At 74.6% G+C, this 13,896-nt stretch carries 12 protein-coding genes; 3 read left to right on the forward strand and 9 right to left on the reverse strand.

Features of this window, described 5'->3' with window-relative positions:
• Positions 1-520: 520 nt before the first annotated feature.
• Positions 521-2,446 carry an anthranilate synthase family protein gene (locus ABEB07_RS01340; protein ID WP_345666647.1) on the forward strand — a complete coding sequence of 642 codons (1,926 nt, stop codon included), beginning with the start codon at positions 521-523 and terminating at the stop codon, positions 2,444-2,446.
• On the opposite strand, the gene ABEB07_RS01345 is transcribed toward ABEB07_RS01340, so the two are convergent.
• The 5 genes from ABEB07_RS01345 to ABEB07_RS01365 all read right to left on the reverse strand — a co-directional run bounded on the left by ABEB07_RS01345 (position 2,398) and on the right by ABEB07_RS01365 (position 7,688).
• Positions 2,398-3,393 (reverse strand): 2-hydroxyacid dehydrogenase, encoded by a 996-nt coding sequence (locus tag ABEB07_RS01345; protein WP_345666648.1) that lies wholly within the window; start codon positions 3,391-3,393, stop codon positions 2,398-2,400. The two genes, ABEB07_RS01340 and ABEB07_RS01345, sit on opposite strands and share 49 nt — an antisense overlap.
• A 103-nt stretch (positions 3,394-3,496) precedes the next feature.
• Positions 3,497-4,525 carry a 6-phosphofructokinase gene (locus tag ABEB07_RS01350; RefSeq protein WP_176148626.1) on the reverse strand — a complete coding sequence of 343 codons (1,029 nt, stop codon included), beginning with the start codon at positions 4,523-4,525 and terminating at the stop codon, positions 3,497-3,499.
• A 190-nt stretch (positions 4,526-4,715) separates the two neighbouring features.
• Positions 4,716-5,429, reverse strand: coding sequence for a response regulator transcription factor (locus ABEB07_RS01355; RefSeq protein ID WP_345666649.1), 714 nt, complete (start codon positions 5,427-5,429; stop codon positions 4,716-4,718).
• Positions 5,426-6,772, reverse strand: coding sequence for a MacS family sensor histidine kinase (macS, locus tag ABEB07_RS01360; RefSeq protein ID WP_345666650.1), 1,347 nt, complete (start codon positions 6,770-6,772; stop codon positions 5,426-5,428). The genes ABEB07_RS01355 and macS overlap by 4 nt, the downstream gene beginning before the upstream one ends.
• A gap of 31 nt (positions 6,773-6,803) precedes the next feature.
• Complete coding sequence (locus tag ABEB07_RS01365) at positions 6,804-7,688, reverse strand: lysophospholipid acyltransferase family protein (protein ID WP_345666679.1); 885 nt, start codon at positions 7,686-7,688, stop codon at positions 6,804-6,806.
• A 229-nt stretch (positions 7,689-7,917) separates the two neighbouring features.
• On the opposite strand from ABEB07_RS01365, the gene ABEB07_RS01370 reads away from it, so the two are divergent.
• Complete coding sequence (locus tag ABEB07_RS01370) at positions 7,918-8,697, forward strand: alpha/beta hydrolase (protein ID WP_176148630.1); 780 nt, start codon at positions 7,918-7,920, stop codon at positions 8,695-8,697.
• 574 nt (positions 8,698-9,271) lie between these two features.
• A complete protein-coding gene (locus ABEB07_RS01375; protein ID WP_345666680.1) occupies positions 9,272-9,907 on the forward strand; it encodes a hypothetical protein in 636 nt (211 codons plus the stop codon).
• Positions 9,908-9,997: 90 nt separating this feature from the next.
• Here the strand turns inward: ABEB07_RS01375 and ABEB07_RS01380 are convergent, their stop codons facing one another.
• The 4 genes from ABEB07_RS01380 to ABEB07_RS01395 form a co-directional block, all read right to left on the reverse strand.
• Positions 9,998-10,756 (reverse strand): endonuclease/exonuclease/phosphatase family protein, encoded by a 759-nt coding sequence (locus ABEB07_RS01380; RefSeq protein WP_345666651.1) that lies wholly within the window; start codon positions 10,754-10,756, stop codon positions 9,998-10,000.
• 155 nt (positions 10,757-10,911) lie between these two features.
• Positions 10,912-11,865, reverse strand: coding sequence for an ROK family glucokinase (locus ABEB07_RS01385; RefSeq protein ID WP_164585137.1), 954 nt, complete (start codon positions 11,863-11,865; stop codon positions 10,912-10,914).
• Between the two features lie 143 nt (positions 11,866-12,008).
• Entirely contained in the window at positions 12,009-12,572 is a 564-nt protein-coding gene (locus tag ABEB07_RS01390) for a DUF5304 domain-containing protein (protein ID WP_345666652.1), read from the reverse strand.
• A 56-nt stretch (positions 12,573-12,628) separates the two neighbouring features.
• Positions 12,629-13,798: an ArsA family ATPase gene (locus ABEB07_RS01395; protein WP_345666653.1), complete on the reverse strand. Its 1,170-nt coding sequence runs from the start codon at positions 13,796-13,798 to the stop codon at positions 12,629-12,631.
• Positions 13,799-13,896 lie beyond the last annotated feature (98 nt).

Here is a 13,896-nt window from a genome sequence, read left to right on the forward strand (position 1 = left end):
GGGGCGGCCGCCGGCGGTGCGGTGCGCGGGGCGGGCGGCGGGGTGGCGGCCAGCACGGCGCACAGGACCGGGACGGCCAGCACGGCGCGCAGGGCCGGGGCGGGGCGGGTCGCGGGCGGGGCCGGGGCCGGGGCGGTGCGGGCGCGCGGGGTTCGGCGCACGGACATGGCGGACTCCTCGGTCGGGCGGGTGCGGACGGCCGCACGGGGACGGACGCCGTCCTTCCACGCGCCGTGCCCGCCGGAAACCGGCGTGTGGTGCGTCCGGGCTACCCGGGGCGCGCCCGGGATGGGGTAGGGTGCCGGGCATGTTCGCGCATCCGACCCTGAACCAGAACTGCCAGAACTGGTGGTGGACCGCTTCTCCGGCGGCCCGCTGACTGCGCGTATCCCAAGACTTCGCGAAGGCCGCCCGAGGGGCGGCCTTCGGCGTTCTCGCGCCCGGACCGTTCCTCACCGGCCGTCGGCAGACCCCGACGACACCGACGTACTGACGTACCGACGGAAACGGAAGAGGAACCATGGACCTGGCCCGGCTGCTCCACGACGACCGCCCCTTCGCCCTGCTGCGCCGCCGCGCCCCGGGCCACGACCACGAGCTGGTCGAGGTGCTCGTCGGCCCGGTGTCCGAGCGCGAACGGCTGGCCGAACTGCCCGACGAGGGACTGGCGTTGGTGCCGTTCCGGCAGATCCGCGAGCGCGGCTTCGAGGTCCGCGACGACGGCGCCCCGCTGCTGGTGCTCACGCCCGAGGAGCGGTACGCCGTCCCGCTCGCCGAGGCGCTGGCGCAGCTGCCCGCCCATGAGGTGCGGGTCGAGGGCGGCGGCTTCGACGTGGACGACGAGGAGTACGCGCGGATCGTGGGGCGGGTCCTCGACCAGGAGATCGGCGCGGGCGAGGGCGCGAACTTCGTGATCCGGCGGACCTACCGGGGCGAGATCCCCGGCTTCGCGCGGGCCGACGCGCTGGCGCTGTTCCGGCGGCTGCTGGCGGGCGAGCGGGGCGCGTACTGGACGTTCGCGGTGCACACCGGGGAGCGGACCCTGGTCGGCGCGAGTCCGGAGGCGCACGTGCGGATGTCCGGCGGCACCGTGGTGATGAACCCGATCAGCGGGACGTACCGCTATCCGGCCGAGGGCCCGACGCCGGAGCACCTGCTGGAGTTCCTCGCCGACGGCAAGGAGATCGAGGAGCTGTCGATGGTCGTCGACGAGGAACTGAAGATGATGTGCACGGTCGGCGACATGGGCGGGGTCGTGGTGGGGCCGCGGCTGAAGGAGATGGCGCACCTGGCGCACACCGAGTACGAGCTGCGCGGGCGGTCCTCGCTGGACGTGCGGGAGGTGCTGCGGGAGACCATGTTCGCCGCGACCGTCACCGGCTCGCCGGTGCAGAACGCCTGCCGGGTCATCGAACGCCACGAGGTGGACGGGCGCGGCTACTACGCCGGTGCGCTGGCGCTGCTCGGCCGGGACGCGGGCGGCGCGCAGACGCTGGACTCCCCCATCCTGATCCGCACCGCCGACATCGACGCGGCCGGGCGGCTGCGGGTGCCGGTCGGGGCGACGCTGGTGCGCGGCTCGGACCCGGCGAGCGAGGTCCAGGAGACGCACGCCAAGGCGGCGGGGGTGCTGGCCGCCCTCGGGGTACGGCCCGGCCGGCCGCGGGCGGAGCGGGTGCTGCCCGCGCTCGCCGACGACCCGCGGGTGCGGGCCGCGCTGGACGGGCGCCGCTCCTCGCTGGCGCCGTTCTGGCTGCGGATGCGGGAGCGGTCCGGGGCGCTGTCCGGACACGCGCTGGTCGTGGACGGCGAGGACACCTTCACCGCGATGCTGGCGCACGTGCTGCGCTCGGCGGGGCTCGCGGTGAGCGTCCGCCGCTACGACGAGCCCGGTCTGCGCGAGACGGCGCTCACGCACGAGGGGCTCGTCGTCCTCGGCCCGGGGCCCGGCGACCCGCGCGACCTGGGCGATCCGAAGATGCGGCTGCTGCGCGCGCTGACCGCCGGGCTGGTCGCCGGTCACCGGCACGGGGTGCTCGGCGTGTGCCTCGGCCATGAGCTGATCGCGGCCGAACTGGGTCTGGAGATCGTCCGCAAGCAGGTGCCGTACCAGGGCGCGCAGACGGCGATCGACCTGTTCGGGCAGGTGGAGACCGTCGGCTTCTACAACAGCTTCGTGGCGCGCTGCGACGACGAGGAGCGCGCCGAACTGGCCGCGCACGGCGTCGAGGTGAGCCGGAGCGCGACGGGCGAGGTGCACGCGCTGCGCGGGCCGGGCGGCGGCGCCGGCGGGTCCGGGCGCGCGGACGGCGACGGGTACGGGTTCGCGTCGGTGCAGTTCCACCCGGAGTCGGTGCTGACGCTGAACGGCGCGGCGATCGTGGCCGGGCTGGCGGGTCAGCTGTGCGGCACGAGCACGTTCTCCGAGCGCCGGCCGGCCGTGTAGTCGAGGACGTTGCGGACGGTGGCCGCCACGATCTGCCGCAGGGCGTCCTCGGTGTAGTACGCCTGGTGGGAGGTGACCAGGACGTTGGGGAAGGTGACCAGGCGGGCCAGTATGTCGTCCTCGATGGCCTCCAGGGACTTGTCGAGGAAGAACAGGCCCGCCTCGGACTCGTAGACGTCGAGGCCCACGCCGGTGAAGCGGCCCTCGCGCAGTTCGGCGACGAGGGCCGCGGTGTCGACGAGGCCGCCGCGGCTGGAGTTCACCAGGATCGCGTCGTCCTTCATCGCCTTCAGCGCGGCGGCGTCGATCAGGTGCTGGGTCTGCGGCATCAGCGGGACGTGCAGGGAGACGAGGTCGGACTCGGCGAGCAGCTGGTCCTTGTCGACGTACCGCATGCCCAGTTCCGCGCAGGCGGGATTCTCGGCGACGTCCCAGCCGAGCAGCCGCATGCCGAAGCCGTGCGCGATCCGTGCGAACGCCTCGCCGATCTTGCCGGTGCCGAGCACTCCGGCGGTACGGCCGTGCAGGTCTCGGCCCATCAGTCCGTCGAGGCGGAAGTCGAAGTCGCGGGTGCGGGTGGCGGCCCGCACGATGCGGCGGTTGACGGCGAGGGCGAGCGTCCAGGCGAACTCGGCGACCGCGTACGGCGAGTAGTACGAGACGCGGGCGACGGTCATGCCGAGGCGTTCGGCGACGCGCAGGTCGATGTTGTTGAAGCCGGTGGAGCGCTGGGCGATCATCCGGGTGCCGCCGGCCGCGAGGGTTTCCAGCACCGGCGCGTCGAGTTCGGCGTTGACGCTGGAGGAGACGATCTCGTAGCCGGCGGCGATGGGCGCGGTGTCCTCGTTGAGGAAGACGTCCAGGCAGCGGACCTCGTGGTGGTCCTGGAAGGCGTGTTCGATCAGGGGCTTCTCGTCGGCCTGCACTCCGAAGGCCAGGATCTCCACCGTGCGCTCCCGTTCTGTGCGGTGTGGGGCAGGGGCCGGGGCCGCCGGGAATCCCGAGGCTCCCGGGCATGCCGAGAATACGGCCCCTGCCCCACGGAAGGCGTCAGCCGAAGAAGACGCCGGCCTCCTCGTACAGCTTCGGGTCGACCGTCTTCAGCTTCGCGGTGGCCTCGGCGATGGGCACGCGGACGACGTCGGTGCCGCGCAGCGCGACCATCTTGCCGAAGTCGCCGTCGCGGACGGCGTCGATGGCGTGCAGCCCGAAGCGGGTGGCGAGCCAGCGGTCGAAGGCGCTGGGCGTGCCGCCGCGCTGGATGTGCCCGAGGACGGTGGTCCGCGCCTCCTTGCCGGTGCGCCGCTCGATCTCCTTGGCCAGCCACTCCCCGACGCCGGACAGCCGTACGTGTCCGAAGGAGTCGCGGGTCTCGTCCTTGAGGACCATCTGCCCGTCCTTGGGCATGGCGCCCTCGGCGACGACCACGATCGGGGCGTAGGAGGCGCGGAAGCGGGAGGTGATCCAGGCGCACACCTGGTCGAGGTCGAAGCGCTGCTCGGGGATGAGGATGACGTTGGCGCCGCCGGCGAGGCCGGAGTGCAGGGCGATCCAGCCGGCGTGCCGGCCCATCACCTCGCAGACCAGGACCCGCATGTGGGACTCGGCGGTGGTGTGCAGCCGGTCGATGGCCTCGGTGGCGATGCCGACCGCGGTGTCGAAGCCGAAGGTGTAGTCGGTGGCGGACAGGTCGTTGTCGATGGTCTTGGGCACGCCGACGCAGGGCACGCCGTACTCGTCGCTGAGCCGGGCGGCCACGCCGAGGGTGTCCTCGCCGCCGATCGCGACGAGCGCGTCGATCTCGTTCTTGGCGAGGTTGTCCTTGATCCGCCGGATGCCGTCCTCCTGCTTGAGCGGATTGGTGCGCGAGGAGCCGAGGACGGTGCCGCCGCGGGGCAGGATGCCGCGCACCGCGGGGATGTCGAGCCGGACGGTGTCGTTCTCCAGGGGGCCTCGCCAGCCGTCCCGGAAGCCGACGAAGTCGTAGCCGTACTCCTGCACGCCCTTGCGGACGACGCCCCGGATGACGGCGTTGAGCCCGGGGCAGTCGCCGCCTCCGGTCAGTACTCCGACGCGCATGGAAATGTCCCTTCGCCGCGGTTGCCTGGTGAGGGTCACGCTAAGGGTGACGCACGTCACTTCGGGACGGGCGGGACGGTCAATTCCGGTGAAATGTCCGGTAGTTGATCACGGTGGGTCACAGCAAATGCGCTCGAAAGGGTTAATTATGGGTTTACGCCGACTTGACCCAGCAATGTGGTCATATGACCTACTCGCCGTCGAGTCCGCGTTCGATGGCGTACCGGACCAGCTCGACGCGGTTGTGCAGCTGGAGCTTGCCGAGGGTGTTCTGCACGTGGTTCTGCACCGTGCGGTGGGAGATGACCAGGCGCTCGGCGATCTGCTTGTAGCTCAGGCCCTTGGCGACCAGCCGCAGCACCTCGGTCTCCCGCTCGGTGAGCCGGGGCGTCTTCGACTCCCCGGCGTCCGGGCCGGCGGCGGAGGCGGGCGCGGGTTCGGCGGCCAGCCGCCGGTACTCGCCGAGCACCAGTCCGGCCAGCCCCGGCGTGAACACCGGGTCACCGACGGCGGTCCGGCGCACCGCCTCCAACAGCTCCTGGGTGGAGGCCGACTTGAGCAGATAGCCGGTGGCGCCCGACTTCACGGCCTCCAGCACGTCGGCGTGCTCGCCGCTCGCGGAGAGCACCAGCACCCGCAACGCCGGATTGTGCGCGACGAGTTCCTTGCAGACCCGCACCCCGGGCTTGACGGGCAGGTTGAGATCGAGGACGAGGACGTCGGGCGCGGTGGCCAGGGCGCGGCGCACCGCCTGCTCGCCGTCGCCCGCCGTGGCGACCACCTCGAAGCCCGACTCGGCCAGGTCGCGGGCGACGGCGTCCCGCCACATCGGATGGTCGTCCACCACCATGACCCGCACCGGCGCGCTCAGCCCGTCCCGTCCGTTCACGTCCGTCGCCGTCATCGGTTCCCCGCCTTCCCCCGGGCCCACGCCACGGCGCCGCCCTTCGTGTTCCGCGTGCTCATCGCGTGCTGCCCGTTCTCCGCGCCCGGCGCGTTCCTGGGTACGGTCAGTTCGACCTCCGTGCCCTGTCCGGGCACCGAGATCAGCTCGGCGGTGCCGCCGATGTCGCGCAGCCGGCCCCGGATCGAGAGGGCCACGCCGAGCCGCCCCTCGCCCTCGGCCTGGGCGAGCCGCCCCTCGGGGATGCCCGGCCCGTCGTCGCGCACGGTCACCAGCACCGACTCCGGTTCGTCCTCGACCAGGATCCAGGCCCGCGCGTCCTCGCCCACGTGCCGGCGGACGTTGTCCAGGGCGGCCCCGACGGCCGCGGCGACCTCCCGGGCGACGGCGGCCGGCAGCGGCACCGGGGCGCCCGGCTCGGCCAGGGCCACCCGGGAGCCGGCGTACGGGGCGAGCAGCGCGCGCAGGTCCACGGGGCCGTCGCCGTCAAGGCCGTCGCCCCCGTGCCGCCCGAAGCGCTCGTCGCGTACGTCGTCTGCGTCGCGTTCGTCGTGTACGTCCACGAGCTGGACGAGTGCGCCGTCGGCCGCGTCGGTGGAGATGCGGGAGACCGGCACCAGGCCGCCGGAGACCAGGGTGCGCAGCGCCACCTCCTGCTCGCCCGCCAGCCGGCCCAGCTCCGCCGCCTCCCCGCCCATCACCGCGCCGCGCCGCTGCACCATGGCCAGCACCTGGAGCACGCTGTCGTGGATGTCCCGGGCCAGCCGCTCCCGTTCCCTGGTGGCGGCCTCGATCTCCAGGGCGCGGGCGAGGGTGCGCTCGGAGGCGCGGGCGACCTCGACGACGTAGCCGATGGCGATGGAGGCGACCCAGACCAGGATCACGTTGTGCACGGTGTCGCGGGCCGGGTCGCCGCGCTCGACGAGGTTGGCGACGGCGATCGCGGTGGAGGCCACGGCGGCCCACCGCCAGCCGCCCTTGAGCGCGAAGGCGAGGACGGAGCCGGCGGTCCATATCGACGGCAGGGTCGGACCGCCCGCCGCGATCCGGGCGTGCGCGTCGGCCACCGGGGTGAGGAGGATGCCGCAGACCGCGAGGCCGAGGTCGGCGGCGAGGAACGGCCTGGTGCAGCTCGCGGCGCCGGCGACCCGGGGCAGGGTGGCCAGGGTCCACACGAAGATCACGCAGTAGTACGCGACGGCCACCCCCGGGCGGGGGAAGCGGTCGTAGGCGGTGGCGAACAGGCCGACCGCGTAGAACATCGTCAGCACCCGGTAGCCGGCCAGCGCACGCCACAGCGGCTGCTCGACCGACATCCTCATCACACGCGCGCGCCTGGGCATGCGCCCCTCCCCCCGTTTCCCGCGGTCGCTCCTACTCCGCGGTTCTCTCCTCGCCCGCCTTCTTCGCCTCTGCGGTGTCCTTCGCGTCCTCGGCGGCCTCGGCGGCCTTGGCGTCCTTCGCCTCTTCGGCCTCTTCCCTGCGGCTCTCCTCGGCCAGCTCCCGCTCGACCCGCTCCTTCTGGGCCTGCGCCTTCTCGGCCTTCTCCAGGGCGGCCGTGGCCGCCTTCCCGGCCTTCTCGGCCTTGGCCGCCTCCGTGAGCTGCCGCTTGGCCGCGGTCGCGTACATGTCGACGTATTCCTGGCCGGAGAGCTTCATGATCTCGTACATGACCTCGTCGGTCACCGCGCGCAGGACGAAGCGGTCGTGCTCCATGCCCTGGTAGCGGCTGAAGTCGAGCGGCCTGCCGATGCGGATGCCGGGGCGCATGAGCTTGGGGACGACCTTGCCGGGCGGCTGGATCTTCTCCGTGTCGATCATGGCGACCGGGATGACCGGCGCGCCGGTGGCCAGCGCCACCCTGGCCAGTCCGCCGGGCTTGCCGCGGTAGAGGCGGCCGTCGGGCGAGCGGGTGCCCTCCGGGTAGATGCCGAACAGCTCGCCGCGCTCCAGCACCTCGATGCCGCTCCTCACCGCCGCCTCGCCCGCGCCGCGGGCGCCGGAGCGGTCCACCGGCAGCTGGCCGACGCCCTTGAAGAACGCGGCGGTCAGCCGGCCCTTCACGCCGGGCGTGGTGAAGTACTCGGCCTTCGCGATGAAGGTGACCTTGCGGTCGAGCACCGCGGGCAGGAAGAACGAGTCCGAGAACGAGAGGTGGTTGCTCGCCAGAATGGCGGGTCCCTCGGCCGGAATGTTCTCCATGCCCTCCACCCAGGGCCTGAAGGCGAGCCGCAGCGGCCCCCCGATGGCGACCTTCATCGTGCCGTAGAACAACCGACTTCCTCCCGTGTGTGTCGATCAGACCATAACCCGCTGCGCCACCGAAGGGCCCGACGGCCCTGGTCGGTGTCAGTGCGGTCGCGTACGGTGAAGTACCCGAAGCCGACGGCCGTGCGCCGCCGGCGGGTCACCCTGCCTCGACGTGCCTGTCACCACCTGTCACCCCTGTCACCGACGTGCCGCGTCCACTCACGAACAGGAGACCGACGTGCCGGTCCTCCCCGGAGCAGAGCCGTACCGCCACGAGGGCGGGGAGGTCGGCGTCCTCCTCTGCCACGGCTTCACCGGTTCCCCCCAGTCGCTGCGCCCTTGGGCCGAGTACCTCGCCGAGCGCGGCCTGACGGTGTCCCTCCCGCTGCTGCCCGGACACGGCACGCGCTGGGAGGACCTGCGGGTCACCGGCTGGCAGGACTGGTACGCCGAGGTGGACCGCGAGCTGCGCGCCCTCAGCGAGCGGTGCGCGCGGGTGTTCGTGGCGGGGCTGTCGATGGGCGGCGCGCTGGCGCTGCGGCTGGCGGCGAAGCACGGGGACGCGATCGACGGGGTGATGGTCGTCAACCCGGCCAACAAGGTGCACGGCCTGGCCGCGTACGCGCTGCCCGTGGCCCGGCACCTGGTGCCCACGACGAAGGGCATCGCCAGCGACATCGCCAAGGAGGGCGCGGCCGAGCTGGGCTACGACCGGGTGCCGCTGCACGCCGCGCACTCGCTGCGGAGGTTCTTCCGGCTGCTGGACGGCGAGCTTCCGCAGGTCACCCAGCCGCTGCTGGTGCTGCGCAGCCCTGAGGACCACGTGGTGCCGCCGGCCGACCCGGCGCGGATCCTCGGCCGGGTCTCCTCCCTGGACGTGACCGAGGTGCTGCTGGAACACAGCTACCACGTCGCGACGTTGGACCATGACGCGGACCGGATCTTCGAGGAGAGCTACGCCTTCGTCGCACGGCTCGCACCCAGCGTCGGCAAGGAAGGGACGGCCCAAGGTGGCTGAGCACGACTTCGACCGCGAGGGCCGGGAGAACGACGAGGCGGCCGAGGCGGTACGCCCCCCTGAGGCGGTCCGGTCGGCCGACGGGGTACGGCCCGGCGAGTCCGTCGAGCCGGCCGGGGCGGGCGGTCCGGCGGAGGCGGGCGAGGGCGCCGAACCGGTCCGGCCGGGCGACGCCGGGGGACCCGCCGAGGGGGCCCGGACCGCCGGCGCCGCCGGGCCGGGTGAGGTGGTGCGGGCCGTCGACGCGGTGCAGTCGGGTGATGCGGGACCGGCCGATCCGACCGATCCGGCCGGGCAGGACCGGCCGGTCGACGCGGCGGACCCGGCCCGGACGAGCGAGCCGGTGAAGGCGGCCGACCTGCTGAGGTCGGTCGACCCGGTCAAGGCGGTCGATCCGGTCAAGGCGGCCGATCCGTCCAAGGCGGCCGACTCCCTCAAGGCGGCGGACTCCGTCAAGGCGGCGGACTCCCTCAAGGCCGCTGAGGGCGCCGGGCCGGGTGACGGCGGGCAGCTCCGCGGGCCGGGGAAGGCGGCGGAGGCGGGCGCCGCGGCCAATGGGGAGCGGACCGGTGGCGTGCCGTTCGACGAGGACGCCGCCTGGGCCGCGATCGTCGCCGGGTACGGCGACGAGCCGCCGGATCCGCCCGGGGCGCGGCCGTTCCGGTCGATCGAGGACCTGGCGCTGCCTGAACCGCCCGACCCGGACGAGGAACGGCCGAGGACGCGGCGGACCGGCGACGACGACGGTCCCGGGACGCGAGAGGCCGGGGACGACGCCGGGCCCAGGGCGCGGCGGGCCGGGGACGACGGACCGGAGGGCGAGCGGGGCGAGGGCGGCGGACCGGAGACGCCCGGGCCGCTGGGCGGCTCGGTCTCCTTCGCGCCCGGCGTCGGCGCGTCCGCGGGCCCGCGCGACTACGCCGTGCGCGAGCCGTCCGACGACGACTTCGACGAGGACGACGAGGGCCACTTCGTGCCCCCGGAGCCGCCCCCGCTGCCGGACGCGGACGCCACCGCGAAGTTCGCCTGGCTGGGCGTGGCCGGCGGCCCCGCCCTGCTCCTGCTGGCGGTGCTGCTCGGCTGGGACATGACCTGGTGGCTGACCACGCTCTGCATCGGCGGCTTCCTCGGCGGCGTGGCGACGCTGGTGGCCCGGATGAACCCGGGCGACGACGAGGACGACGACCCGGGGCGCGGCGCGGTCGTGTGAACCGGGCGCGACGCGGTCGGGTGCACCGCGGTGGACGGGACGGGGGCCGTACGCCGGTACGGCCCCCGTCGTCGTACCGGCGTACGGCGCCTACGCCTGCGCCGGGATCCGGAGGGCCGCCAGCACCGGGCGGTGGTCCGTGGCCGCCCTCAGGTCCGCCTCGGTGACCCCGGGCTGGTCCAGCGGCACTCCGCAGCCGAGCACCTCGATGCCCGGCGTCGCGAAGACCGCGTCGATGCGGCGGTGCGGCTCGGTGGCCGACCAGGTGTGCTCGCCGCCCCAGGGAGCGGTGGCGTAACCGTCCTGGAGGGCGCCGGCCAGTCGCCGGAAGGCCGGACCCTCGGGGCCCTCGTTGAGGTCGCCGCCCGCGACCGCGTGCTCCACGCCCATCTCGGCCAGCCGGTCCAGCAGCAGGCCGCTCTGGTCGTGGCGCTCGGCGCCGACGAGGGAGAGGTGGCAGGCGAGCACGCCGAGCCGGGCGCCGCCGAACCGGACGACCGCCGTGGCCAGGCCCCGCCGGTGCTGCCCCGGGATGAGCGGCAGCAGGACGTCCTCGGTGCGCTCGACGGTGGCGCGCAGCGAGCAGAGCACCGCGGGGCCGGCGGCCGTGGCGCCGCCGGTGAGGGTCACCAGGTCGGTGGCGGCCGCGAGCCGGGCCAGCTTCTTGCGCCAGCGGAAGAAGCGGGGCGCCTCCTGGAGCAGGACGAGGTCGGGCGCGCAGGCCCTGATCACCCGGACGAGGGCTTCGGTGTCGTCCTGGAGCGAGCGGATGTTGTAGGTGAGGACACGGACGACGGCGGAACCGTCTGCCTCCGTGCGGGAGTTGGGCAGCAGCATGACGATCAACATACGCCGCGCCCACCGCGGCGCCGGTACGGCGGCCCGCCTGGCCGCGCGGACGGCCCGGTCCCGGATACGCCGACGCCCACCGGCCCGGGCGGGGCGGTGGGCGTGAGGTCGCCCGGCGGCCCGGCCCGCACGGTGGCCGGGCGGTGGGCGGGTGGTCACATGACCGGGTCGGGCTCCCGCGCCAGGTCGGCCGCGCCGACCAGGCCGGCCTTGTTGCCGAGCTGGGCGGCGATCACGTCGGCGACCGGGCGCCAGTTGCCGCCGACCAGCCAGCGCTTGTACGACTTGCGGATCGGGTCCAGGACCAGTTCGCCCTCGTCGGACAGGCCGCCGCCGACGATGAAGGCGGACGGGTCGAAGAGGGAGGCCAGGTCGGCCAGGCCCGCGCCGACCCAGCGGGCCAGCTCGCGGTAGGAGTCGACGGCGACCGGGCAGCCCTGGCGGGCGGCCATGGAGATGTGCTTGCCCTCGATGCCGTCGGGCGTGCCGTCGCCGAGCGCGAGCAGCACCTCGGCGCGCTCCGGGGTGGCGTTGGCGCGCTGCTTGGCGTACCGCACCAGGGCGCGCCCGGAGGCGTACTGCTCCCAGCAGCCCTGCGAGCCGCAGCCGCACAGCAGCCCGTCCGGGACCATCCGGATGTGGCCGAACTCGGCGGCCACGCCGAAGTGGCCGCGGCGCAGCTTGTTGCCGATGATGATGCCGCCGCCGAGGCCGGTGCCGAGCGTGATGCAGATGACGTTGCGGTGGCCCTTGCCGGCGCCGAACCGGTACTCGCCCCAGGCCGCGGCGTTGGCGTCGTTCTCCACGACGACGGGCAGGCCGACGCGCTCCTCGACCTTGGCCTTGAGCGGCTCCTGGCGCCAGTCGATGTTGGGCGCGAAGTAGACGGTGGAGCGCTGCCGGTTGACGTATCCGGCGGCCCCGATGCCCACGCCGACGATGTCGTGCCCGGCGCGCGCTCCCTCCACCGCCGAGGCGATGGCGTCCACGATGGCCTCGGCTGTGGTGGGGGTCGGCACCTTGAAGGTCGAGAGGATGGTGCCGTCCTCGTCGACCACGCCGGCCGCGATCTTCGTGCCGCCGATGTCGACGCCGATGGTGAGTCCCATGAATCCCTCAGTTCCGGTCGAGCCCCGCTACGGCCAACCGTACCCGAGGCGGCACCGTCCGATTCGCGGCGTCCACCCGCCGAGCAGGCGCGCATCGGGCGGCGGCGGGGCGCCGGGGCGGCCGGACGGGCCGGCGCCGGGGCTCAGTCCAGGTCGATGCGCTGGCCGCCGCCGGCGCCCTCGCCCCGGTCGCGGCGCTCGTCGGGCTCGTCGGTCTCGTCGAGGTTCTTGAGGTCGCCGTCGAGGTCGTCGGGGCGGTCGGTGCGGGACGTCCAGCGGCGTTCCTGGGCCTGGACGGCCGAGCGGTAGGCGGCGAGCAGTTCGCCGCCGGCCGCGGCGAGGTGGTCGAAGACGTCCGGGTTGCGTTCGATGACCGGCTCCACGGTCGCCCTGGCCTGCTGCACGACCTGCCGGACCACCTGCTGGGCGGCGGGTCCGGCCAGCGCGCCGAGCAGCGGCGACTGGAGCGAGGACAGCTTTCCGGCGACCGAGTCGACGAGCTTGCGCAGTTCCTCGGCGGCGGAGCCGGGCGGCGGGCCGTACGCGGCGCGGCGCCGGTCCTGCTCCGCCGCCAGGTCCTCGGCGCAGGCCGTCGACCAGGCGTCGGCGTCGGGCGGCGTTCCCGGCGCGGGCTGCTCCTGAGCGGCGTCGTCCCGTGTGGCGTCGTCCCGAGCGTCGTCGTCGGTGGGTGGGCGCTCTTCGCTCATGGCGGGCTCCTGACTACGGTTCGTCCTTCGACGTTACCCGAACCGGGGGCGGCGGTTCATCTCTCGCGGGGCCACAGCGCCGGGTCCGGAGCGAACCGGATCCGCAGCTCGCCCTCGCGCAGGGCGGCGCCCTCGACGGTGCACCGGCGCAGCGCCGAGGGCAGGGCGACGACGCGGCGGAACGGTCCGGCGGTGAGGACGAGTTCGTCGCCGCGCCGGATGAGGTCCAGCTCGTCGCGCAGGGCGCCGGGCAGCGGGATGTGCCACACGAGCACGCCGTCCTCGGCGATCCGGTCGGTGACGGGCCACGGGACGCGGGCGGGGGCCGGGCCGGCGGCGGGCAGGGCGAGGGCGGTCAGATCCTCCGGGCCGCGCGGGTCCCGGCCCAGGTGGGCGGCCGGGTGGACGGTGTACGTCTCGTGCCACTCGTCCAGGGCCTTGCGCTGCTGGGCGGCGAGGGCGGCCTGCCAGGCGTCGGCGGGGGCCTCGGGCAGGACCCGGGTGGCGACCAGCGACTCGACGGGCAGGGCGCGCACGGCGAGGCCGAGGGCGGCGGAGCGCAGGGCGTCGGCGCCGGCCGGTCCGGGCTCGGCGACCAGGCGTACGGCGGTGCCCGGGTCGGCGACGACCGCCTCGACGGCGGCCAGCTCCACGTCCCAGCGGGCCGCCGTCTCGTACAGCCACTCGGCGGGCATGGGGACGCCGGCCAGGCGGCCCAGGACCGGGCGCAGGGCGCGGGCGGCCTGCCGCTCGGGCGGCAGCAGACGGCGCAGGTAGCGGCGGAGTTCGGCGGGCAGGGCGAGCAGGGCGAGGGCCTGCGGGGCGGGCGGCAGGTCCACGACGAGGAGGTCGAACCGCTCGGAGAGGGCGGCGTCGCGCAGGGCGCGCAGCAGGGCGAGTTCCTCGGCGCCGGGCAGCGGGGTCAGTTCCTCGGTGTCGAGGCGGGCGGCGCCGAGCAGGTCCAGGACGTGGGCTGCGCGCTCCTGGAAGGCGGCGAGGTCGGCGCGGAAGCCGGCGGCGGCGTCGGGGCGCCAGGCGGTGAGGCCCGCTGTCACGGGCGCCGGCTCGGCGCCGGTCGCGGTGCCGAGGACCGCGCCGAGGGTGTCGGTGCGGTCGGCGCTGAGCACCAGGGTGCGGACGCCGTCACGGGCGGCGGCGAGTGCGGTGGCGGCGGCCACGGTCGTACGACCACTGCCCCCGGGGCCCGTGATCAGGAGGGTACGCATGCCCCGAACGCTACCTCCGCGCGCCCGGCCGGAACGCCGGGCCGACGACTCCGCCCCGCCCTGGACCGCCCCCGCCCTGGACCGCCCCCGGCCGGGAT

The organism is Streptomyces similanensis (genome assembly GCF_039543625.1).
GTDB classification, from domain to species: Bacteria; Actinomycetota; Actinomycetes; order Streptomycetales; family Streptomycetaceae; genus Streptomyces; species Streptomyces similanensis.